Genomic DNA, 20860 nt, shown 5'->3' with positions numbered 1-20860 from the left:
GGTCGACCCGACGGCTCGGGGCGAGATGCTCAGCGCCGACGACTTCGTGCGCCTCGGCCGGACGGTCCTCGCCGCGGCGGAGTGACCCCGGCGGCGGCGTCCGCCGTCGTGCTCCAGTGCCCGGGGCGCTGGAACCCCTCCGGCAGGACCGTGGCCGCGTCGCCCCGCGCCGCGTTGACCTGCATCTGCGTGAGGAACACCGCGCCACGGAGATCGGTGCCGCGCAGGTCCGCGTCGCGGAGGTCCACGCCGAGCAGATCGCAACGGTCCAACCGGGCGCCCCGGAGGTCCGCCGCGATGGCGAGCGACCCCCGCAGCGTCGCCCCGCGCAGGTCGGCCCCGCGCAGGTCCGCGCCGACGAGGTCCGTCCCCGGACCGACTCGCTGGTCGTGGGCACCGACCGGACCCTGCCGACGCGCGATCGCACTCGCCTCGAGCAGGAGCGGACGGGCACGGTCGTACTCCGTGTCGACGTCGAGGGTGGCGAGGTCCTCCGGTGTCCCGTCGCTCAGCAGACGGACGTGCTCGAAGGCCCCGACCCAGGGGGCCCCGTCGTGTGTCGCTCGCACGAGGGTGATCGCCTCGTCGAGGTACCGCAGGAGATCGTGGAGTCGTCGGACGACCGGGAACGTGGCGAACATGGACCGCCGCGTCTCGGGGTCGTCGCGCCACGAGCGGCCCGCGAAGGTGTGCCGGGAGACCTTCTGCCCGGCCCCCGAGCAGTCGAACACCGTGCAGCCGGAGAAGCCCCGCTCACGCAGGTGCGGGTGGATCCGGCAGCCGTCCGCGTCGTCGAGGTTCGTGCACGGGTCGCCGGCGTCCTTGTCGAACGGGAAGTCCGCGGACTTCGCGAACGCCAGGGCGACGCAGCACAGGCCGAAGCAGTTCGCGCAGTCGGCGCCGAGGTCCTCGCGTCGCCCCAGCTCGACCCGCGTCCGCGTCGCCATCATTGGTCGTTGACCCGCACGACCGTCCCACCGGTCAGCGACAGCAACTGCTCGAAGGTCAGGGGGAGCACGCTGTTCGCGGTCCCCGCCGCCGACCAGACCGTGTCGTACTCGCGGAGCGCCTCGTCGACCACCGTGCGGATCGGGGCCGGGTGCCCGACGGGGGAGACGCCGCCGATCGGCTGCCCGGTGATCTCGCGGACCTGCTTCGCGGTGGCCATCGTGAGTTCGGTCGCGCCGATCTGGGCGGCGAGCAGGTCGGTGTCGACCCGGTGCCGGCCGGACGTCATCGCGAGCAGCGGTTCCCCGTCGGCGAGGAACAGCAGGCTGCTCGCGATCGCTCCCGGTTCGGTGCCGAGCGCGGCGGCGGCCTGCGCGGCGCTGTGGGTCGAGTCGGGGAGTTCCCGGGCGGTCGCGTCGATGCCGGCTTCGGCGACGATGCGCTGGACGGTGGCGAGGGGGTCGTTCATCACCGTCCATCCTCGCGGGAAGCGATGTCCAACGCGAGCACTTGCCCCGAAGTCATGGAAATCCAACATGTTTGCCGACCGGCTCCGCACCCGCCTACGGTCGTCCCCACGAACCGAAGGAGACACCATGAGCGTCCAGTACCGACCGCCCGCCACCGACACCGCTCCGGCAGAGGTGCGTCACGGAGTCCGCGTGTTCACCGCGGCGGAGATGGCATCGATCCTCACACGAACGCCGCCGCGCGAAGGGACGCGGGAAGAACGTCGAGCTCGGCTGCATCGCGCGCTGAACTCATTCCAGGGCGAGGTCAGGCCCGCACCGGTCGAACACTTCCGACGCACCGCGGTCTGAGCCGGTGTTCGAGCCGCTCAGCCCGACGGCGTTCGGTGACCGCGGAGTGCTCTCCTACTCCACCTGCACCGCGCGGACCAGGTACTCCTCGACCTGATGGACACCACGATCCTCTCCACCACGCTCCTCGAGCTCGACGTGTTCGACGCGGCGTTCGACATCGGCCAGGACGCCGCGGCCTCGTACATCGCGGCTTGGCAGGGCATGCTCGGGTCGATCTCGATGCACTGGGTGGGCGTGGACGAGGTCTCGTCCGATCTCCCGCTCCTGATGTCGACGTGGGGCTCACCACCCGGGGAGCAGTTCAGGTCGCGACCGCGATCGCCGCCGATGTCAGCGCCTTCGTCACGTGCGACGTCGCGTTCGGCACCGTTCCGCGCGAGGAACTCCCGCTCCTCATCTCGCCTGACGGCGTCGATGCTGCGCGGCGACTGCGGTCCGGATCCGCGAGCTGACGAGATCACGAGCGTGAAGCGATCGCACCGCCCCTACGATGGCGGCATGACCGACGGGACGGTGCGATCGCACGCGCAGGGGATGGCCGCCGACAACGTGCTCGCGGCGACCGGTCGCACGCCGGACGACTGGTACGCCCGCATCGACGAGATCGACGGACGGACGATCGGGCACGCCGCCATCGCCGTCTGGCTCGTCGAACAGGGCGTCGAGCCGTGGTGGGCGCAGGGCGTCACGATCGGGTACGAGCAGGCGAGGGGCCTCCGGATCCCCGGGCAACGATCGGACGGCTCGTTCGCGGTGTCGGCGTCGCGCCAGGTCCCCGGGGAGCGCGAGACGGTGCTCGACGGGGTCGTGCCGGTCTGCACGACGGCGTTCGGGTTCGCCCCGACCTCGGAACGCCGGGGCGGGAAGCGGCCCTCGGCGCGGTGGACGTTCCCCGATCGCGAGTCGGTGCTGCTCACCACCGAGGACGGCTCCCGGGCGGGCACGGTCCGGATCGCCGTGCAGCGGGAACGGCTCACCGGACCGGAACGCATGCCCGACGCCAAGGCGGAGCTCCAGGACCTGCTGGCGGCACTCTGAACCGGGGTCCCGAACGGGGCACGCGCGGATCGACCGGATGGCCCTAGGCTTCGACGGGTGTCTGCACCGCGTTCCCGTTCCGCACTCGTCCTCCTGCTCACGGCAGTGGTCGCGGGGTGTGCCATCGTGGTCTTCGCCGTGCTCGCGCTGCTCCGGGATCCGTCCGACGACGCCGCGTGGGTGGCCGTCGTGCTGGGCGGGCTGTTCGTCGCGTGGGGGATCACGTTCGACCGCCTCCCCGACGACGACGATGACGATGACGATGACGATGACGGCGACCACCACGACCACGACCACAGCCACGGCCAGGGCTGGACACCCCGCCGCCTCAACGCCGCCCTGTCGACCGGCCTGGCGATGACGGGCGCGTACGTCGTGATCCGCGCGCTCGGCCGCCCGGTCGACACGGCGCTGGTCGGGGCCCTCGCGTGGCCGGCCTGGCGACTCGTCAACCGGATCCTCGACGGCGTGATCCGACGGCGCGGAGCCCGCGGCGAGGCGGACGGCGCCACCGACTGAACGAGGCGGACGGCGCCACCGCCGACTCGCCAGCGGAGGCCGGCGAGCCGGTCGTCAGTGCCCCCGCGACGCCAGCGCCTCGATGAGCTGCTGCTGCGTCCCGTCCCGCTCCGACCACCGCAGCGGCAGCACGTTCTGCACCAGGATCTCCGGCGCCGCGCCGGCCTGCAGCAGCGACACCACCTCGTCGAGGAACGAGGACAGCGGCATCCCGCCGAAGTCGACGCCCTCGCCCATCAGATCCGTGGCGACCGCCGGCGGCACGAGCTCGAGCACCGAGACGGGTGACCCGGTCAGCTGCTGGCGGAGCGACTGCGTGTACGAGTGCACCGCGGCCTTCGTGGCGCTGTAGGTCGGGGTCGCGGCGAGCGGTGTGTACGCCAGCCCCGACGACACGGTGACGATCGTCGACGCCGGACGACCGAGCAGGTGCGGCAGGAACGCGTCGATGAGGCGGATGGTGCCGAGCAGGTTCGTCTCGACGGTGGCGACGGCGTCGGCCAGGTGTTCCGACGATCGCAGGTCCTCGGCGCGCATGATGCCCGACATCGTGACGAGGGCGTCGAGCGACGGGTAGGCGTCGATGACGGAGGCGGCCGCGGCGGTGATCGACGCCGGGTCGGTGACGTCGAGCTCGACGGTGCCGAAGCCGTACTCGTCGTGCAGCGAGTCGAGCAGGGCGCGACGTCGGCCGCCGATGACGACGGTGCTGCCCGCTGCCTGCAGGCGCTGGGCCAGCCCGAGGCCGATGCCCGAGGTCGCGCCGGGGATGAAGACGGTGGAGTTCGTGATGTCCATGACGACCACGATCCACCCGCCCGACCGCCGGAACCAGAGCGCCGTCATCGGGGGACCGCCGATCCCTGGCACGGTCGCCGGGCCCGGTGCACGATGAAGGCATGGACCGCCCCGGGCTCGCCGACTTCCTCCGCCGCCGCCGCGAACTGCTGCGCCCCGAGGACGTCGGGCTCGGCTCCGGGCAGCGCCGCCGCACGCCGGGCCTCCGGCGCGAGGAGGTCGCCGCGCTGGCGGGGATGTCCGCCGACTACTACACGCGCCTCGAGCAGCAGCGCGGACCGCAGCCGTCCGAGCAGATGGTGGCGGCGATCGCCCGGGCGCTCCGCTGCATCCTCGACGAGCGCGACCACCTGTTCCGCCTCGCCGGGCACAACGCGCCCGCTCGGGTCCACCGTTCCGACCACGTCGACCCCGCGATCCTCCGGGTGCTCGACCGCCTCGAGGACACCCCGGCGATCGTGGTGAACGACCTGGGCGAGACCCTCGTCGAGAACCGGCTCGGGGCGGCGCTCCTCGGCACGACCACGGGGTTGCCGGGCAACGAGCGGTACCAGCCGTGGCGCTGGTTCATGACGGGCTACGAACGGGCGAAGTACGCGCCGGAGGAGCACGAGCGGCTCGCCCGGGCACAGGTCGCCGCACTCCGCGCCGCGGTCGGCGCCGCGGGACCGACGGACACCCGGGCGGCTGAGCTGATCGCCGACCTCGAGGCGAACAGCGCGGACTTCCGAGCGCTGTGGTCCCTGCACGACGTGGCGAGCCGGTGGGAGGACCACAAGACGTTCGTCCACCCCGAGCTCGGTCGCATCGCCGTGGACTGCCAGGTGCTCCACACGACGAGCCAGACGCAGGCGCTGCTGCTCTTCACGGCACCGACGGGCAGCGAGGACGCGCAGAAGCTCGAGCTCCTCGGCGTCGTCGGCCAGCAGACCTTCGCCCGCTGACGGAGTAAACCCGCGTCACACACCTGGCGACTCCCGGCAGGCCGTGCCTAGGGTGGCGAGGTGAGCACTCCCCGCGTGTACGTCATCCACGAGAACCCCGAGTGGTTCCCGCCGCTCGCCGCTGCCTTCGAGGCCGAGGGGGTCCCCGTCGAGGAGATCCTCCTCACCGAGGGACAGATCGACCTCGGAGCCGACCCCGAACCGGGCGTGTACTGGTCGCGGATGTCGGCGAGCTCCCACACGCGCGGGCACGAGCACTCGAAGGAGTACACCCGCGCGGTCCTCGGCTGGCTCGAGCGTGCCGGTCGACAGGTCGTCGGCGGCAGCCACGTCCTCGAGCTCGAGGTCTCGAAGGTGGCCCAGCACGGACTGCTCCGGAACGCCGGGTTCGACGTGCCCCGCACCACGGCCGTCTTCGGGCGCACGACGCTGAAGCAGGCCGCCCACGACTTCACCGGCGGCCAGGACGTGCCGTTCATCACGAAGCACAACCAGGGCGGCAAGGGCCTCGGCGTCCGCCGGCTCGACTCGCTCGCCGAGTTCGACGCCTACGTCGACAGCCCGGAGTTCGAGGAGCCCGTCGACGGCATCACCCTGCTGCAGGAGTACCTCACGGCCCGCGAGCCGTTCATCACGCGCGTCGAGTTCGTCGGCGGCGAGTTCGTCTACGCCGTCCGCGTCGACACGAGCGCCGGCAGCTTCGAGCTGTGCCCGGCCGACGCGTGCGAGGTCCCGCAGGTCATCGCCGGTGCCGTCTGCGACGTCCCCGGCACCGAGGCAGCCGGGGCGCCCCCGGCGTTCAGCGTCCGCACGGAGGTCACCGCCGAGCACCCGCTCGTCCAGCAGCTCCGCGGGTTCCTCGCGGAGCAGCGGATCCAGATCGCGGGCGTCGAGTTCATGGAGACGACGGACGGTCGCACGGTCGTCTACGACATCAACACGAACACGAACTACAACCCCGCCGTCGAGGAGACCGCGCCGGCCTCCGGCCCGCGCTCCATCGCACGGTACCTCGGTGGCCTGCTGGAGACGCAGTACGCGGCGCAGCTCACGGCCTGAAAACGCAAGATCCACCGGACTGGAGGCGCGGTGCGGGCCCGCCCCGCGCCTCCAGTCCGTCCCTCCCCACCTCCCCAAGGAACTCACCCCGTGCGATTCGGATACTGGACCCCGCTCTTCGGCGGCTGGCTGCGCAACGTCGACAACGAGAACATGCCGGTCACCTTCGACTACGTGAAGCGGCTGGCGCAGCGCGCCGAGCGGATCGGCTTCGACCTGACGCTCGTGCCGGAGCTCAACCTCAACGACATCAAGGGCACGGCCGCGCCCTCGCTGGAGGCCTGGTCGCTCGCCGCGGCCATCGCGGCGACGACCGAGCGCCTCGAGATCATGGCGGCGATGCGTCCCGGGTACCACCTGCCCGCGGTGACGGCGAAGCAGGCGGCGACGATCGACGACATCTCGTGCGGCCGGTTCACGTTCAACGTGGTGAGCGCGTGGTGGGCGGAAGAGGCCAAGCAGTACGGCGGTATCTTCTCGGAGCACGACGACCGGTACAAGCGCACGGCGGAGTTCGTCGAGATCATGAAGGGGCTCTGGCGGGAGACGCCGTACTCCTTCCACGGCGAGTACTACGACATCGAGAACAGCCACCTCGAGCCGAAGCCCCGGGTCACCCCCCGCATCTACGCCGGCGGCGAGAGCGAGGCCGGCAAGGCGGCGATCACCGGGTACGCCGACGCCTACGTGACCCACGGCGGCACCGTCGAGGAGCTCCGGACGAAGATCGCCGAGATGAAACAGCGCCGCGTCGACGCGGGGCTGCCGCCGTTCGAGGCGTTCGGCATGGCCGCCTACGTCATCGTCCGCGAGACCGAGGAGGAGGCGCAGGCCGAGCTCGCCCGGATCACCGACGTGCAGCACGGGCACGCGTACGAGTCGTACCAGGACTTCATCTCGAAGTCGCAGCTCGAGCACGTGCCGTCGCTCGAGGACTACTCGGTGTCGAACCGTGGGCTCCGCCCCGGGTTCGTGGGGACGCCGGAGCAGGTGGCCGCGAGGATCCGCGAGTTCGAGGACGCCGGGGTGGACACGCTGCTGCTGCAGTTCTCGCCGCAGCTCGAGGAGATGGACCGGTTCGGCGAGCAGGTCATCCCGCTCGTCCGGCCGTCCGTGGCCGCGCCGTCCGGGGCGGTCGTCTGATGGGCGACGCCTCCGACGGCACCGAAGCCGGCTGGGCGTTCGAGACCCGGCAGATCCGTGCCGGCTTCCGGGCGGACCCCGGGTTCGGCGCCAACGTGCCGCCGATCGCGCAGAGCGCCGCGTTCGTGTACCCGTCGGGCGAGGACGCGGCCGACCGGTTCATGCTCAACGCGCCCGGTCACACGTACTCGCGGGTGAACAACCCGTCGGCTGCGGCGCTCGAGCGACGCATCGCGGACCTCGAGGGCGGTGTCGGCGCCCTCGCGCTCGCGTCCGGGCAGGCTGCGACCTCGCTCGCCGTCCTCGGCCTGGCCCGCGCCGGAGACCACATCGTGTCGAGTGCGTCGCTCTACGGCGCGACCTACACGCTCTTCGCCTCCACCCTGGGCGACCTCGGCATCGCGTTCACGTTCGTGCAGGACCCGACCGACCTCGACGAGTGGGCGGCGGCGGTCCGTCCGGAGACGAAGGCGTTCTTCGGCGAGTCGATCCCGAACCCGCGCGGCGACGTCCTCGACTTCGCGGGGGTGGCCGGTGTCGCGCACGAGCACGGCGTGCCGCTCATCGTCGACAACACCATCGCCACGCCGTACCTCGTCCGGCCGATCGAGCACGGTGCGGACATCGTCGTGCACTCGGCGACGAAGTACCTCGCCGGGCACGGCAGCGCCATCGCCGGACTCATCGTCGACAGCGGGAACTTCGACTGGGCGGCGCACGCCGAGCGGTACCCGCAGCTCGCGACGACCGAGCAGTCCGGGTTCGCGAACACGAACTTCGCGGAGAAGTTCGGGCGGCGCGCCTTCATCCAGCGCACCCGCTCGAAGCTCTCCGCCGACCTCGGGCCGGCGATCGCCCCTTTCAACGCCTTCCTCGTGCTGCAGGGCATCCAGACCCTGTCGCTCCGGATGGACCGGCACGTGTCGAACGCGGCCGCGGTGGCGACGTGGCTCGACGCGCACGACCAGGTGCTCGGCGTGCACTACGCCGGGCTGCCCTCGTCGCCGTGGCACGAACTCGCCCAGCGGTACGTGCCGGCGGGTCCGTCGGCGGTGCTCGCGTTCGACCTCGACGGCGGGGTCGACGCCGGGCGGCGGTTCGTCGCGGCGCTCGAGCTGTTCGACCACGTGTCGAACATCGGCGACGTGCGCTCCCTCGTCGTGCACCCGGCGTCGACGACCCACGTGCAGATGACCTCGGCGGAGCGGGCGGCCGCGGGGGTCGGGGACGGGCTGATCCGGCTGTCCATCGGACTCGAGCACGTGGACGACATCCTCGCGGACCTCACGCGCGGCTTCGCGGCTGCGTCGGGATAGGTTGGGGGCATGACCACGCTGGCCGCACCGACCCGTGTGCGGACGCGCGCCCCCGGGAAGATCAACGTCTACCTGTCGGTCGGGGCCCTGCAGGACGACGGCTACCACGACGTGGCGACGGCGTACCAGGCGGTCTCGTTGTACGAGGACGTCTCGGCCGAGCCGGCGGACGACTTCTCGGTGACCTTCACCGGGCCGATCGACACCCGGTCGGTCCCGGTCGACGAGTCGAACCTCGCGATCCGGGCCGCGCGCCTCGTGGCCGACGCCGCCGGGTACCGCGGGGGCGTCCGGCTCACCATCGACAAGCAGGTCCCGGTCGCCGGTGGGATGGGCGGTGGATCGGCCGACGCCGCAGCGACCCTGCTCGCCGTCGACACGCTGTGGGGGACCGCGCTCGGGCGTGAGGAACTGCTGCGTCTCGCCGCGCAGCTCGGCGCCGACGTGCCCTTCGCCTTCGCCGGCGGGACCGCGGTCGGGACCGGGCGCGGCGACGAGCTGAGCCCGGCGCTGGCCAAGGGCGAGTTCCACTGGGTGCTCGCCCTGAGTGACGCCGGCCTCTCGACGCCCGCCGTGTACCGGGCGCTCGACGAACACCGTGAGCGGTACCGTGCGGACATCGCGCCGGCACCCACCACGCCCGTGGTCGAGGCGAACGTGCTGCAGGCCCTCCGCGCGGGCGATCCCGACCTGCTCGCGGACTGCCTGCACAACGACCTGCAGGCCCCGGCGATGCGCCTCCAGCCCGCGCTCGCGACGACGCTCGAGATCGGGGAGAAGGCCGGTGCCCTCGCCGGACTGGTGTCGGGCAGCGGGCCGACGGTGGCGTTCCTCGTCGCCGACCGCGATGCCGCGCTCGAGGTGCAGGTCGAGCTCAGCGCCGCCGGCATGGTCGCGGTGCGTGCCGCCGGACCGGTGCACGGCGCCCGCGTCCTGCACTGACAGCCGGTCAGTTCCGGACGTACTCCGTGATGACGACCGTGCCGGTCTTCCAGTGCTCCTTCGCCGTGAAGCCGTGCTCCGCGAGCACCGCGGCGGTCTCCGGCTCGATGTTGCGCGCCTTCACCGTCCCGCCGACGAACCAGACCGTGTCGATGTCGCCCAGGCGGCTCGGGATCGTCGTCTCGAGATCCCCGGTCTGGTTCCACAGGACGCCGGACTCGGTTCCGACCTTGCGCACGCCGAGGTCGGTCATGCCCGCGAACGCCGACGGGTAGGAGATGCGGATGACGTCGGCGGTGGTGCCGGGGTGCCCGTAGACGCTGCCGAACACGACACCCTCGTCGGCGTCGGCGCGGTTGGTGCTCCGCTCGGCGGCGATGATCGAGGCGGCACGGGCCCAGGTCGAATCCTGCTTCGCGAGCGGCTCCTTCACGGCGACGGCCGTCGGCACCGACAGCACGAGGACGGCGGCCACGGCGGCGGCGAGCAGTGCCTTCGGCCGGACCAGCGTCAGGGCGAGGGCGATGAGCAGTGCGACGAACGGCAGGCTGAGCGTGGCGTACTTCGGCGAGTACAGGTGCTTCCCCATCGCCGTGGCGAGGACGAGCGCGGCCGTGGGGATGACGACGAGCGGCACGGCGACGCGGACCGACTGCGCACGGACCAGGGACCGGACCGTGGCGGAGCGCCGGTGCGCCTCGACGAGGGCGAACACCGTGCCGACGAGCATGAGCGCCCACGCGCCCGCGGCGTACACGTCGACGCCGCCGAACCACGCCGTGGCGAACACCTGCACGCCCGTACGTTCGCCGATGCCGGCGATCCACGCGACCTGCTTCGACTGCGAGGCGACCTCGACGACGAGCGGCGAGACGGCCACGGCGGCGAAGACGGCTGCGACGGCCCAGCGGACCAGGACCCCGCGGGTGACGAGCGCCGGACCCAGGTCGTGGCCGCGGCGGGACACCGTGGCGCGACGGGCGGCGGCGCGGCGGGCGACCAGCGTCCACAGCAGGGTCACGGCGTGCGCGACGACCGCGAGCGAGAGGTAGACGTTGAAGGTCACCGAGACGAGTGCGAGTGCTCCGTAGGCCGCCCACCAGTGCAGGCTGCGACCCGACCGGGTGCGGCGGACCGCGGTCAGACCGACGAGGGTGAGGCAGACGGCCAGGGTCGTGATCGTGGCGTACGGCCGACCTTCGGACCCGGCCCACTGCACGCGGGGCAGCGCGAGGAACACGAGCCCGGCGGTGATGCCCAGGCGAAGTCCGCCGAGCCGGCGCCCGAGCGCGACGACGAGCCCCGCCGCCACGCCGATGGCCAGGGCGCTCGGGAACCGCAGCGTGAACGGCGTGTACCCGACGAGCCAGAACCAGACGTGCATCAGCGAGTAGTAGAGCCCGTGCACGGCGTCGACGCTGTGCAGCTCGGCCCACAGCTGCGGCCAGGTCCGCTGGGCGCTCGTGACCGTCGCCGCCTCGTCGTACCAGAGCGAGGGGACCCAGGCGAAGGCGGCGCAGACGATCACGCCGAACGCGCCGACCGTCAGCTCGGGCGTGCGGACGACGGCGGTGCCGATGCTCGACACGAGGCCCCGGAACCCGGAGCGGGCACGGACCGGCGCGATCCCCGTCGTCCGGGGGATGCTGATGGTGCCGGTCCGTGGTGCAGTCACGGTGAGGACGGTATCCGCGGCGGCTGGGCAGGTGCCCGGCGTCCCCGCAGCCCAGACTGAGAGTTCCACATACCGGTATCGTGCGGAGGACCATGACGAAGCTCCGCATCCGCGACGCCGCGCGGTACCTCGGCGTCAGTGACGACACCGTCCGGCGGATGGTCGACGCCGGGACCTTCACGCGGGGGACCGACCCCTCCGGACGGACCGTCGTGGACGGGCGGGAACTCGCGGCGCACATCCGCGGCGTCGGCGGGCAGCTCGACGACCCGTCGGGGACGAAGAGCTCGGCGCGCAACCGGTTCGTCGGGATCGTCACCGACCTCGTGGTCGACGGCGTGATGGCGCAGGTGGAGCTGCAGAGCGGCCCACACCGGGTCGTGTCGCTCATGAGCGCCGAGGCCGTCCGCGACCTCGGGCTCGAGGTCGGGACGGTCGCCGTCGCGTCGGTCAAGGCGACGATGGTGTCGGTCGAGGTGCCGGCGGAACCGACCGACGCATGACCGACGACCGGCACACGAGCGACGACCGCCGTCGGTTGCTGTCCCGGACCGCGGCGCTCCAGGGCGCGGGGGACCGGGCCGTCCGGGCGCTGTCCGAGGCGAGCATCCTCGTCGTCGGCGCCGGTGGCCTCGGCGCGCCCGTGCTCACGTACCTGGCCGGGTCGGGGCTCCGCCGCGTCACCATCGTCGACCACGACGTCGTCGACACGTCCAACCTGGCACGGCAGACGCTCTTCGCCGCGGCGGACGTCGGGCGACCCAAGGCCGAGTGCGCGGCCGAGCGGGTGCGGGGCGTCGACCCGGAGCTCGAGGTCGTCGCACTCGCCGAGCCGTTCCACGCCGACCACGTCGCGGGCCACGACGTGGTCGTCGACGCCGCGGACAGCGTCGAGGTCACCCGGGCGATCTCGGACGCCTGCTCCACGGCCGGGGTCCCGTTCGTGTGGGGCACGGTCCTCGGCACCGACGGGCAGGTGTCCGTGTTCCACGACGCCGGGCCGGAGCCGATCGACTTCCACGACCTGCACCCGGACGCCCTGCCGGACGAGGGGTCCTGCGCGCTCGACGGCGTGCTGCCCGCGCTGTGCGGCGCCGTCGGCTCGGTGATGGCGGCCCAGGTGACCGCGCTCGTCGCCGGCATCGGGGAGCCGTTGACCGGCAGGGTGCTCACGGTCGACGCCCGGCGGTGGCGCTGGACCGAGAGCACGCTGCGGCGCGGCCCGGGCTCCCGGCGTCCGGCCCCCTCGGTGGACGAGGCCCCGCCCCGGATCGCCCCGGCGGCACTCGCCGCCCGACTCGACCGGACCACCGGCGGCAGCGGCGGACCCGTCCTCGTCGACGTCCGCACCCCGGCCGAACGCGCCACCGGGATCGTCGCCGGCAGCATCCCGCCGGACGACCTCGCCGCAGACGACGACCGACCCGTCGTCGTGGTGTGCGCCAGTGGCGTCCGCGCGACCGCCTGGGCACGCGCAGCCCGTGCCGCAGGTCGTGACGCGACGGTCCTCGACGGGGGCATCCAGGCCTGGGACCGGGAGGGCCTGCCGACGATCCGGCCGACAGCGACAGCGACCGCAGATGCGGATACGATCGAGCAATGACGACGCACGTGCGGAACGCCGCCCTCCTGATCGCCGCGACCGCCCTCGTCACCGTCGGCCTCGCCGGCTGCAGCACGGCCGACACGGCTGGCACGGCTGGCACGGCTGGCACGGCCGGCACGACGGACACCACCGCCCCGAGCGCCAGCGCGAGCAGCACGGCCGGGGCCCCGACCGGGAAGATCACCGTCTTCGCCGCGGCGTCGCTCCAGAAGACGTTCACGACCCTCGGCGAGCAGTACGAGGCCGCCCACCCGGGGACCACGATCACCTTCTCGTTCGCCGGCTCGAGCGACCTCGTCACCCAGATCCAGAACGGCGCCCCCGCCGACGTGTTCGCGTCCGCCGACGAGGCGAACATGGACAAGCTCGTGAAGACCGACATCGCCGCCGGTTCGCCGCGGGACTTCGCCACGAACGTCCTCGAGATCGCCGTGGCGCCCGGCAACCCGAAGGGCATCACGACCCTCGACGACCTGACCGCCCCGGACGTGCAGCTCGTCACCTGCGCCACCCCGGTGCCGTGCGGTGCCGCGACCGCGAAGGTCGAGCAGGCCACCGGTGTCGACCTGCAGCCGGTCAGCGAGGAGCAGTCGGTGACCGACGTCCTCGGCAAGGTCGAGTCCGGCCAGGCGGACGCGGGACTCGTCTACGTGACCGACGTCGAGGGTGCCGGCGGCAAGGTCGACGGCGTCCGGTTCGACGCGGCGTCGAAGGCCGTGAACACCTACCCGATCGGTGTCCTGAAGGACGCGTCGAACCCCGACCTCGCGGCGGCGTTCACGGCGTACGTGCGTTCCGACGCCGGCCAGAGGGTGCTCGCCGACGCCGGCTTCGGAGCCCCCTGAGCCGTGCCCGACCACACTGACCGAACACCCCGGGCGAGCCCGTCCGTCCGCACGCCGGTGCCGTGGTGGCTGCCGGTCCCGGCGGTCCTCGGCGGCCTGTTCGTGGTGGTCCCGGTCCTGGCGATGGTCGGCCGCGTCGACTGGGGGTCGTTCGGCGCACTCGTCACGTCGCCCGCTTCGCTCACCGCCCTCGGACTGAGCCTCGGGACCGCTGCCGCCGCGACGGGCATCGCCTTCGTGCTCGGCTACCCGCTCGCCGTCCTGTTCGCCCGGTCCACGTCGCGGTGGATCGGGGCCGCACGCGCCCTCGTCCTGCTGCCGCTCGTGCTGCCGCCGGTCGTCGGGGGACTGGCCCTGCTCGCGGCGTTCGGTCGGCTCGGCGTCGTCGGGGCGTGGCTCGACGACCACGGTCTCCGGATCGCCTTCACCACGGCCGCGGTCGTGATCGCGCAGACCTTCGTCGCGATGCCGTTCCTGGTGTCCTCGATCGAGGGCGCGTTGCGCGTCGGCGGCGACCGGTTCGAGCGGGTTGCCGCGACGCTCGGCGCGTCCCCGACCCGGACGTTCCTGACCGTGACGACACCGCGGGTGCTCCCGGGCATCCTGGCCGGCCTCGTCCTCTGCTTCGCGCGTGCCCTCGGGGAGTTCGGCGCGACCCTCACGTTCGCCGGCAGCTTGCAGGGCGTCACCCGGACGCTGCCCCTCGAGATCTACCTGCAGCGCGAGATCGACCCGGACACCGCGGTCGCGCTGGCGCTCGTGCTGGTCGTCGTCGCGCTCGTGGTCATCGGTGCCTCCGCACTCCGCACCCGGACGGCACTCGCTTGAGCCGCGAGCGTCCGGCGCACCGCGGCCTCCGCGCCCACGTCGTCGTCCCCGACCGCGGCGTCGACGTCCACCTCGACGTCGCACCGGACGAGTGCGTCGTGCTGGTCGGGCCGAACGGCGCCGGCAAGTCCACGGTCGTCGAGGCCCTCGCCGGGCTGCTGCGCATCCGGTCCGGATCGGTCCTGCTCGGCGACCGCGACCTCACCGGCGTCCGAGCGCACCGCCGCGGGGTCGGGCTCGTCGCCCAGCGCGCGGACCTCTTCCCCCACCTGTCGGTCGCCCGCAACGTCGGCTACGGACCGCGCGCGGCCGGTTCCGGGGGCCAGGAGGCGCGGCTCCGCTCCGACGCGGCCCTCGCCGCCGTCGGCGTGGCCGGTCTGGCGGACCGCGCACCGGGGACGCTCTCGGGAGGGCAGGCCCAGCGCGTGGCGATCGCCCGGGCCCTCGCCACCGAGCCGGCACTCCTGCTGCTCGACGAGCCCACCTCGGCGCTCGACGTCGACGCCCGGGCCGAGGTCCGCTCCGCCCTCGGGACTGCCCGGACCGGTCGACCGACGGTCCTCGTCACGCACGACCCGCTCGAGGCCGTCACCCTCGCGGACCGCATCGTCGTGCTCGAGGGCGGCCGGGTCGCCGAGCAGGGGCCGACCGCCGTCGTCCTCGGGCGTCCGACCAGCGCGTTCGCGGCGTCCTTCTCGGGCCTGACGCTCCTGCGCGGCACCGCCACCCGGGGTGGGATCGCCCTCGACGACGGGGGTGCGCTCGCGTCGTCGACCGGCACCGCGCCTCCTGGCTCGTCCGCCCTCGCCGTCTACCACCCGACGGCCGCCGTCGTGACGCGCGACGGTGCCGGGCCGGAGCGCCGGGTGACCGGACTCGAACCGCGGGACGGGCTCGTCCGGGTGCGGGCCGGCGACCTCGTGGCGGACGTCACGGTCGCGGTGGCTGCGTCGCTGGGGCTCGCGCCGGGGGATGCCGTGCGGATCGCGGTCCCGGCGGACGAACTGACGGTCTACCGGCCGGACGGACCCACGCCGGACTGAGCCGGACTCGGCCGCGGGGCCCAGCTGCCGGACTCGGCTGCCGGGCTCAGCTGCCGGACTCGGCCGCCGGGTTCAGCCGCCGGCGAAGGGCGGCATGACGTCGACGACCGCCACGCCGTCGAGCCCGGTCGCCCGATCGCGCGTGGTCACCCCGTCGACGAGGTACGAGCAGCGCTCCTGCAGCGCCCGCCACCGATCGGGGTCGTCCGCCGTCACCGACCGCAGGGCCTCGTCGAGTGTCGCTGCCTGCACGGCCACGTCGTCCACGCCCACCGCTGCCCGTGCCGCGGCGAAGAACCGGATCGTCGTCACCGTCATCCGCCGATCGCGCTCATGCCCCGGGTGGGGTGCACCAGGTCGTCGCTGTCGTCGCCGTGGTCGCGGGGCTTCGCCCACATCGCCAGGCGCCAGAGCTCGGCGACCTCGTCGTCGGAGGCACCCTGGCGCATCGGGCCGAGCACGTCGGTCTCGTCGTCCGAGAAGAGGCAGCTGCGGACGTTGCCGTCGGCCGTCAGACGGGTGCGGGTGCAGTCGGCGCAGAACGACTCGGTGATGCTCGCGATGATGCCGATCGTGCCGAGCTCCGCACCGACGCCGCCGTCGGCCGTCCGCGCGAGCACCCGGAAGCGCTCCGCCGGGGCGCCGTCGCGGGGCGCCTCGTCCGGCACCAGGGCGAACGACTCGGACAGCATCGCCCGGGTCTCGGCCGCGGTCACCATCGACGTGCGGTCCCAGGCGTGGTCGGGGTCGAGCGGCATCTGCTCGATGAACCGGAGCTCGTAGCCGCGGTCGAGGCACCACCGCATGAGGTCCGGCGCCAGGTGGTCGTTCACGCCGCGCAGCAGCACCGCGTTGACCTTGATCGCGAGCCCCGCTGCCCGGGCGGCCTCGAGCCCGGCGATGACCTTGTCGAGGAACGGGCGCCGGGTGACGGTGGTGAAGACGTCCGGGTCGACGGTGTCGAGCGACACGTTCACGCGTCGGAGGCCGGCGTCGTACAGGGCGGCTGCGCGGTGGGCGAGCCCGATCGCGTTCGTGGTGAGCGACAGCTCCGGGGCGTCGGGGAGCGCGGCGCACCGGGCGATCACGTCGACGAGGTCGTGGCGGAGCATCGGCTCACCGCCGGTGAAGCGGACCTTGCGCACGCCGAAGCGGTCGGTCGCGAGCCGGACGAGCCGCTCGATCTCGGCCGCGGTCATGAGTGCGTCGTCGGGGGCGAACGGCAGCCCGGCCGCCGGCATGCAGTAGGTGCAGCGCAGGTTGCAGCGCTCGGTGAGCGACACGCGCAGGTCGACCGCGCGCCGCCCGAACCGGTCGAGCAGGCCGCCGGTGGAGCCGAGCATGGTCGCGGGTGCCATGAGCGTCAGCGTACGGGGTCGGCGGGTCCTCCACCTGATGACATCGCGAGCGCTCGTTCCCGGAAGGCGAGCCGGCGCCCCCAGCGCTCCCAGTCGGACCGCCGGGTGCGCACCAGCGTGACGACGATGACCACGGCGACCGCGGCGGCGAGCCACCAGCGGTACGCGTCCGCCGACGGCCAGACGCCGCGCAGGGCGATGGCGAGCCCGATCGACAGCCACTCCCAGCGTCCGGAGAGCACCACGAAGGGGATGAGGAGCAGCGCGTACCAGGGGTAGCGCGGGCTCACCGCGAGGAACGTCACGCCGATGAGGAGGACCTCGCCGGACCACGGCCGCGCGGGGTCGGACAGCCGCCACGCCACGAACGCCGCCAGCAGGACGAGCAGTCCGACCACGAGCGTCGCCGCGTCGCCGTGGAAGACCAGCGAGACCAGGGCGAACCGGGAGCCGTCCTCGTAGCCCTCTTCCGACAGGTACCCGGGCAGGTAGCCGAGGACGTCGAGGCCCGTCGTCAGCACGTACGGCACGTAGAGCAGCCCGAACACCGCGATGCCGACCGGGATCGCCCACCAGTTCCGCCACCGACCGAGCAGTGGCGGGTACACGAGCGCGGGGATGAGCTTCGTCGCGGTCGCGGCGCCGAGGGCGATCCCGCCCCAGATCGGCCGGCCGAAGGCGACGAGCACGGCGCCGGCGGTGGCCAGGGCCGCGCCGAGGGCGTCGACGTGCGAGTTGGTGACGGCCTCGGACGCGACGAGCGGGGACCACGCCCACAGTGCGGCCCACCACGTCGGACGACCGAGCTTGCGGAGCACGACGACCAGGCCCACGGTGACGCCGAGCGACAGGAGCAGCCCCGCGACCTGGAACGGCATGTACTGCGCGGTGGCCGGCACGAACGCCCGCACCGCCGCGAACCAGAGCTGGGCCATCGGCGGGTAGATCGTCACGACGTCCGGGCGGTTGATCGCGACGCAGTGCCCGTCCGCGCCGTCGCCGAGCCCGCGGAACCGGGGCTCGAGCGGCTTGCACGTGCCGTCGACCTTGTCGGGGAAGAGCCAGTCGGGGCGCAGACCGGACAACGCGGTCGACTGCGGCGTGTGTGCGTACGGCGAGATCCCGGCGTGTTGCACGATGCCGTCCCAGGCGTAGCGAGCAGAGTCGGTGCTGGTGTTGGGCGGCCCGGCGATGGCGGCGAGCCCGACCACCAGGCCACCGCCGACCACGAGCCACGTCATCCACTTCGCCGGGACGAACCGCAGCGCGAGCACCGCGATCGCGAACACCGTCCAAGCGATCAGGGTCCACGCAACGAATGGGGAACGATGACCGGACCGGAGGAACCCCAGATGCGTGACGCCGAAGGCGATGACGCCCGACAGAGCGAGCACGCCGACCACGGCCAGCACGGTCGGCAGGAGTCGGCCGGGGCGAAGTCGTTCACTCATGGTGCGACGAGGCTATCCATGGTCCGCGGGCTGCTCCTGGATGCACGATCCGCGATGGCGTCGCCGAACCGGAACGCGCGGACGGCGGTCGTCCTGGGGCGGTTGCTCGGGGTGGCGTTCCTCGTCTGCTTCGCGACCGGCGTCTACAGCTACTTCCTGCAGCAGCCGCTGCCGTGGATGCGGTTCCCGACCCGTCCCGCGCAGCTCTACCAGTTCACGCAGGGCGTGCACATCACCGCGGGGATCGCGATCATCCCGCTGCTGCTCGCGAAGCTCAACACGGTCATGCCGGCACTCGTGCAGACCCCGCCGGTGCGTGGGCCCCTGCACCTGCTCGAGCGGCTGTCCATCGCGGTGTTCGTGGCGTCGGCGATCGTGCAGGTGACGACGGGCCTGCTCAACACGTACCAGTGGTACCCGTGGCCGTTCCCGTTCAAGCAGGTCCACAACGCGCTCGCGTACGTGCTCATCGGGTCGCTCGTGCTGCACATCGGCGTGAAGCTCCGGCTGATCAGCCGGTACTGGCGGAAGCGCGACTCGTACGACGAGCACGGCCGGTTCGTGGTCGACCCGGCCGCGGGGAGCGAGCTGCTCTCGCCCGTCCAGGAGGAACGGGGCGCTTCCGCCGCGCCGGAAGCGGCTCCGCAGGCGGTCGCGTCCTACCCCCGCGGCATCACCGGCCGCGTGCTCCGCTGGGTCGACGGCGTCCCGGCCGTCCCGGCCGTCCCGGCGGACGCTGCCGAGACTCGTCCCGGCGGACCGGACTCGGCGTCCGCGACCCGAGCGGCGTCCGCAGAGCCGAGTCTCGGCGTGCCGCAGGCCGGTGCGGCGGAGGCGAGCCGCGCCTCCAGGGCCACGCCGGAGGCGACCGACGGTCGACGTGAGCGGATCGCCCGGCGCGGGTTCTTCGCCGGTGTGACCGCCGCGACGGTCGGTGTCGTGGCGTTGACCGCCGGACAGTCGAGCACGCTCGCCGAGCCGTTCAACGTGTTCGGCGCCCGACAGCGGCACCGCGGGCCGAACGACCTGCCGGTCAACCGCACGGCTCGTGCCGCCGGTGTGCTGGCCACCGCCACCGCCGCCGACTGGTCCCTGACCGTCGTCGGGCACGACGTGGTCCGCACCTTCTCGCGTGCCGAGCTCGTGGCGCTCGGCACCGCCGAGGCCGAGCTCCCGATCTCCTGCGTCGAGGGCTGGAGCCAGATGGCGACCTGGAAGGGCGTGCGGATGCGCGACCTGCTCGATGCCGTGCAGGCGGCGCCGGGGTCGCACGTGCGGGTGACGAGCCTCGAGCGGCACGGCGGCTACCGCATCATGGACATGGGCCCCGAGTACGCCGAGGACCCGACGACGCTCATCGCGCTCGAGCTGAACGGCGCGACGCTCGACCTCGACCACGGGTTCCCGGCGCGGATCATCGCTCCCGGACGACCCGGTGTGCTGCAGACCAAGTGGATCGAGAAGATCGAGGTGATCGCATGAGGGCCGCACGCATCGTGCTCGTCGTGGTCGGGGTGCTCGTCATCGCGTTCGGGGCGTACGTCCTCGTGACGACGGTCCGACCGAACCGGATCTGGGGGCTGGCGACCTGGCTCCTCGGGGCCGTGATCCTGCACGACGCGATCCTGTCGCCGTTCGTCGTCGGAGTGGGGCTCTTGCTCCGCCGGACCGGGCGGACGCTGCGTGCCTGGGCGCTCGTCGTCGTGCAGGCGGTCGTCGTGCTCGGGAGCGTCCTCGCGCTCGTGGTCCTGCCGGAGATCGCGGCGAAGGCGCACGGGCAGAAGAACCCGACGGTGCTGCCGTTCGACTACGGCGCGCGGCTGCTCCTCGTCGAGGGGGTCCTGCTGCTCGTCGTCGTGGCGGTGGTCGTGGTCGCCGCACGTCGTCCGGCACGCGTTCGCGCGAGTACTGGTTGAACCGACAACCTTTCGGTAGACTCGACGCATGACCGACGACACCCCGTGGCTCACCCGCGACCAGCTGCGCGCGTGGATGAAGCTCGTCGCGGTCATGGAGCTCCTGCCGGCCGCGCTCGACCAGCAGCTCCAGCGCGACGCCGACTTGACGCACTTCGACTACATGGTCATCGCGATGCTCTCCGAGACCGACTCCCGGACGCTCCGGATGTCGGCGCTCGCCTCGGCGACGAACGCCTCGCTGCCGCGGCTGTCCCACGTGGTGTCCCGGCTCGAGAAGCGCGGCCTCGTGGCGCGCTGTCCCTCGACCGACGACCGGCGCGCGACGGACGTCCGGCTGACCGATGCCGGCTACGCGACCATCGTCGACGCGGCGCCCGACCACGTCCGGACCGCCCGTCGCGTGGTGATCGACGCGCTGAGCGACGAGCAGGTCGGGCAACTCGACGGCATCGCCGCGGCGCTCCTCAGCCGGCTCGACCCCGAGGGGCGGTTCGCCGCCCTGACCTACCCGCGCGACGACGACGAGCCCGCCATCTGCGAGGCCCGGCTGACCGGCACGGCCACCGACTGACGCCGCCGTCACGCACGCCTGCGGGCCGTGGGC

23 protein-coding genes are annotated in these 20860 nt (G+C 72.9%); 16 read left to right on the top strand and 7 right to left on the bottom strand.

Annotation, left to right across the window (positions count from 1 at the left end):
* Positions 1–29: 29 nt before the first annotated feature.
* Complete coding sequence (locus QE359_RS19015; protein ID WP_309780381.1) at positions 30–947, bottom strand: pentapeptide repeat-containing protein; 918 nt, start codon at positions 945–947, stop codon at positions 30–32.
* On the bottom strand, positions 947–1417 hold the full coding sequence (locus QE359_RS19010) for a YbaK/EbsC family protein (protein ID WP_309780380.1): 471 nt from the start codon (positions 1415–1417) through the stop codon (positions 947–949). The genes QE359_RS19015 and QE359_RS19010 overlap by 1 nt, the downstream gene beginning before the upstream one ends.
* A 127-nt stretch (positions 1418–1544) precedes the next feature.
* Here QE359_RS19010 and QE359_RS19005 point away from each other — a divergent pair, with 127 nt between their 5' ends.
* From QE359_RS19005 to QE359_RS18995, 3 genes are all read left to right on the top strand, one after another.
* Positions 1545–1769 carry a hypothetical protein gene (locus QE359_RS19005; protein WP_139219788.1) on the top strand — a complete coding sequence of 75 codons (225 nt, stop codon included), beginning with the start codon at positions 1545–1547 and terminating at the stop codon, positions 1767–1769.
* 96 nt (positions 1770–1865) lie between these two features.
* A complete protein-coding gene (locus QE359_RS19000) occupies positions 1866–2810 on the top strand; it encodes a hypothetical protein (protein WP_309780379.1) in 945 nt (314 codons plus the stop codon).
* A gap of 57 nt (positions 2811–2867) precedes the next feature.
* Positions 2868–3329, top strand: coding sequence for a hypothetical protein (locus tag QE359_RS18995; RefSeq protein WP_309780378.1), 462 nt, complete (start codon positions 2868–2870; stop codon positions 3327–3329).
* A 54-nt stretch (positions 3330–3383) separates the two neighbouring features.
* Here QE359_RS18995 and QE359_RS18990 read toward each other — a convergent pair whose 3' ends face one another.
* Positions 3384–4175, bottom strand: a complete 792-nt coding sequence (locus QE359_RS18990) for an SDR family NAD(P)-dependent oxidoreductase (protein ID WP_309780377.1) — start codon at positions 4173–4175, stop codon at positions 3384–3386.
* Positions 4176–4228: 53 nt separating this feature from the next.
* Here QE359_RS18990 and QE359_RS18985 point away from each other — a divergent pair, with 53 nt between their 5' ends.
* The 5 genes from QE359_RS18985 to QE359_RS18965 all read left to right on the top strand — a co-directional run bounded on the left by QE359_RS18985 (position 4229) and on the right by QE359_RS18965 (position 9531).
* Positions 4229–5071: a helix-turn-helix transcriptional regulator gene (locus tag QE359_RS18985; RefSeq protein WP_309780376.1), complete on the top strand. Its 843-nt coding sequence runs from the start codon at positions 4229–4231 to the stop codon at positions 5069–5071.
* A gap of 60 nt (positions 5072–5131) precedes the next feature.
* A complete protein-coding gene (locus QE359_RS18980; protein ID WP_309780375.1) occupies positions 5132–6130 on the top strand; it encodes an alpha-L-glutamate ligase in 999 nt (332 codons plus the stop codon).
* Positions 6131–6220: 90 nt separating this feature from the next.
* Positions 6221–7273 (top strand): LLM class flavin-dependent oxidoreductase, encoded by a 1053-nt coding sequence (locus tag QE359_RS18975; RefSeq protein ID WP_071302821.1) that lies wholly within the window; start codon positions 6221–6223, stop codon positions 7271–7273.
* A complete protein-coding gene (locus QE359_RS18970) occupies positions 7273–8589 on the top strand; it encodes a PLP-dependent transferase (RefSeq protein WP_309780374.1) in 1317 nt (438 codons plus the stop codon). Before QE359_RS18975 ends, QE359_RS18970 begins: the two co-directional genes overlap by 1 nt.
* Before the next feature lie 9 nt (positions 8590–8598).
* Positions 8599–9531: a 4-(cytidine 5'-diphospho)-2-C-methyl-D-erythritol kinase gene (locus QE359_RS18965; protein WP_070418109.1), complete on the top strand. Its 933-nt coding sequence runs from the start codon at positions 8599–8601 to the stop codon at positions 9529–9531.
* 7 nt (positions 9532–9538) lie between these two features.
* Here the strand turns inward: QE359_RS18965 and QE359_RS18960 are convergent, their stop codons facing one another.
* Positions 9539–11206, bottom strand: coding sequence for a hypothetical protein (locus tag QE359_RS18960; RefSeq protein WP_309780373.1), 1668 nt, complete (start codon positions 11204–11206; stop codon positions 9539–9541).
* Between the two features lie 92 nt (positions 11207–11298).
* On the opposite strand from QE359_RS18960, the gene QE359_RS18955 reads away from it, so the two are divergent.
* From QE359_RS18955 to QE359_RS18935, 5 genes are read left to right on the top strand one after another with little or no spacing between them, the layout of a single operon-like run.
* A complete protein-coding gene (locus QE359_RS18955; protein ID WP_309780372.1) occupies positions 11299–11709 on the top strand; it encodes a TOBE domain-containing protein in 411 nt (136 codons plus the stop codon).
* Positions 11706–12809 (top strand): ThiF family adenylyltransferase, encoded by a 1104-nt coding sequence (locus QE359_RS18950; RefSeq protein ID WP_309780371.1) that lies wholly within the window; start codon positions 11706–11708, stop codon positions 12807–12809. Before QE359_RS18955 ends, QE359_RS18950 begins: the two co-directional genes overlap by 4 nt.
* A complete protein-coding gene (gene modA / locus QE359_RS18945) occupies positions 12806–13657 on the top strand; it encodes a molybdate ABC transporter substrate-binding protein (protein WP_309780370.1) in 852 nt (283 codons plus the stop codon). The genes QE359_RS18950 and modA overlap by 4 nt, the downstream gene beginning before the upstream one ends.
* Before the next feature lie 3 nt (positions 13658–13660).
* On the top strand, positions 13661–14485 hold the full coding sequence (locus QE359_RS18940; RefSeq protein ID WP_070418114.1) for an ABC transporter permease: 825 nt from the start codon (positions 13661–13663) through the stop codon (positions 14483–14485).
* Positions 14482–15528, top strand: a complete 1047-nt coding sequence (locus tag QE359_RS18935; protein ID WP_309780369.1) for an ATP-binding cassette domain-containing protein — start codon at positions 14482–14484, stop codon at positions 15526–15528. Before QE359_RS18940 ends, QE359_RS18935 begins: the two co-directional genes overlap by 4 nt.
* Positions 15529–15600: 72 nt before the next feature.
* Here the strand turns inward: QE359_RS18935 and QE359_RS18930 are convergent, their stop codons facing one another.
* Genes QE359_RS18930 through QE359_RS18920 form a run of 3 tightly spaced genes read right to left on the bottom strand, consistent with a single transcriptional unit; the run spans position 15601 to position 18337 of the window.
* The gene (locus QE359_RS18930) at positions 15601–15846 is read right to left on the bottom strand and encodes a MoaD/ThiS family protein (protein ID WP_070418116.1); all 246 of its coding nucleotides are present in this window, start codon (positions 15844–15846) and stop codon (positions 15601–15603) included.
* Positions 15843–16886 carry a GTP 3',8-cyclase MoaA gene (gene moaA, locus QE359_RS18925; protein WP_071302813.1) on the bottom strand — a complete coding sequence of 348 codons (1044 nt, stop codon included), beginning with the start codon at positions 16884–16886 and terminating at the stop codon, positions 15843–15845. Before moaA ends, QE359_RS18930 begins: the two co-directional genes overlap by 4 nt.
* Before the next feature lie 5 nt (positions 16887–16891).
* Positions 16892–18337, bottom strand: a complete 1446-nt coding sequence (locus QE359_RS18920; protein ID WP_309780366.1) for a glycosyltransferase family 87 protein — start codon at positions 18335–18337, stop codon at positions 16892–16894.
* 54 nt (positions 18338–18391) lie between these two features.
* On the opposite strand from QE359_RS18920, the gene QE359_RS18915 reads away from it, so the two are divergent.
* Genes QE359_RS18915 through QE359_RS18905 form a run of 3 tightly spaced genes read left to right on the top strand, consistent with a single transcriptional unit; the run spans position 18392 to position 20827 of the window.
* Positions 18392–19819, top strand: a complete 1428-nt coding sequence (locus QE359_RS18915; protein WP_309780365.1) for a molybdopterin-dependent oxidoreductase — start codon at positions 18392–18394, stop codon at positions 19817–19819.
* On the top strand, positions 19816–20253 hold the full coding sequence (locus QE359_RS18910; protein WP_309780364.1) for a hypothetical protein: 438 nt from the start codon (positions 19816–19818) through the stop codon (positions 20251–20253). Before QE359_RS18915 ends, QE359_RS18910 begins: the two co-directional genes overlap by 4 nt.
* Positions 20254–20281: 28 nt before the next feature.
* Positions 20282–20827 carry a MarR family winged helix-turn-helix transcriptional regulator gene (locus QE359_RS18905; protein ID WP_070418120.1) on the top strand — a complete coding sequence of 182 codons (546 nt, stop codon included), beginning with the start codon at positions 20282–20284 and terminating at the stop codon, positions 20825–20827.
* Positions 20828–20860: the final 33 nt, after the last annotated feature.

Source organism: Curtobacterium sp. SORGH_AS_0776 (assembly GCF_031453355.1).
GTDB lineage: Bacteria > Actinomycetota > Actinomycetes > Actinomycetales > Microbacteriaceae > Curtobacterium.
The sequence above is the reverse complement of the archived record's forward strand: the minus strand, read 5'-3'. Positions and strand labels throughout refer to the sequence as shown.

Coding starts and splice junctions, on each gene's coding strand:
- QE359_RS19015 (WP_309780381.1), bottom strand. CDS start 947: ATGGCGACGCGGACGCGGGTCGAGCTGGGGCGACGCGAGGACCTCGGC.
- QE359_RS19010 (WP_309780380.1), bottom strand. CDS start 1,417: ATGAACGACCCCCTCGCCACCGTCCAGCGCATCGTCGCCGAAGCCGGC.
- QE359_RS19005 (WP_139219788.1), top strand. CDS start 1,545: ATGAGCGTCCAGTACCGACCGCCCGCCACCGACACCGCTCCGGCAGAG.
- QE359_RS19000 (WP_309780379.1), top strand. CDS start 1,866: ATGGACACCACGATCCTCTCCACCACGCTCCTCGAGCTCGACGTGTTC.
- QE359_RS18990 (WP_309780377.1), bottom strand. CDS start 4,175: ATGACGGCGCTCTGGTTCCGGCGGTCGGGCGGGTGGATCGTGGTCGTC.
- QE359_RS18985 (WP_309780376.1), top strand. CDS start 4,229: ATGGACCGCCCCGGGCTCGCCGACTTCCTCCGCCGCCGCCGCGAACTG.
- QE359_RS18970 (WP_309780374.1), top strand. CDS start 7,273: ATGGGCGACGCCTCCGACGGCACCGAAGCCGGCTGGGCGTTCGAGACC.
- QE359_RS18965 (WP_070418109.1), top strand. CDS start 8,599: ATGACCACGCTGGCCGCACCGACCCGTGTGCGGACGCGCGCCCCCGGG.
- QE359_RS18955 (WP_309780372.1), top strand. CDS start 11,299: ATGACGAAGCTCCGCATCCGCGACGCCGCGCGGTACCTCGGCGTCAGT.
- QE359_RS18950 (WP_309780371.1), top strand. CDS start 11,706: ATGACCGACGACCGGCACACGAGCGACGACCGCCGTCGGTTGCTGTCC.
- modA (WP_309780370.1), top strand. CDS start 12,806: ATGACGACGCACGTGCGGAACGCCGCCCTCCTGATCGCCGCGACCGCC.
- QE359_RS18930 (WP_070418116.1), bottom strand. CDS start 15,846: ATGACGGTGACGACGATCCGGTTCTTCGCCGCGGCACGGGCAGCGGTG.
- moaA (WP_071302813.1), bottom strand. CDS start 16,886: ATGGCACCCGCGACCATGCTCGGCTCCACCGGCGGCCTGCTCGACCGG.
- QE359_RS18920 (WP_309780366.1), bottom strand. CDS start 18,337: ATGAGTGAACGACTTCGCCCCGGCCGACTCCTGCCGACCGTGCTGGCC.
- QE359_RS18915 (WP_309780365.1), top strand. CDS start 18,392: ATGGCGTCGCCGAACCGGAACGCGCGGACGGCGGTCGTCCTGGGGCGG.
- QE359_RS18910 (WP_309780364.1), top strand. CDS start 19,816: ATGAGGGCCGCACGCATCGTGCTCGTCGTGGTCGGGGTGCTCGTCATC.
- QE359_RS18905 (WP_070418120.1), top strand. CDS start 20,282: ATGACCGACGACACCCCGTGGCTCACCCGCGACCAGCTGCGCGCGTGG.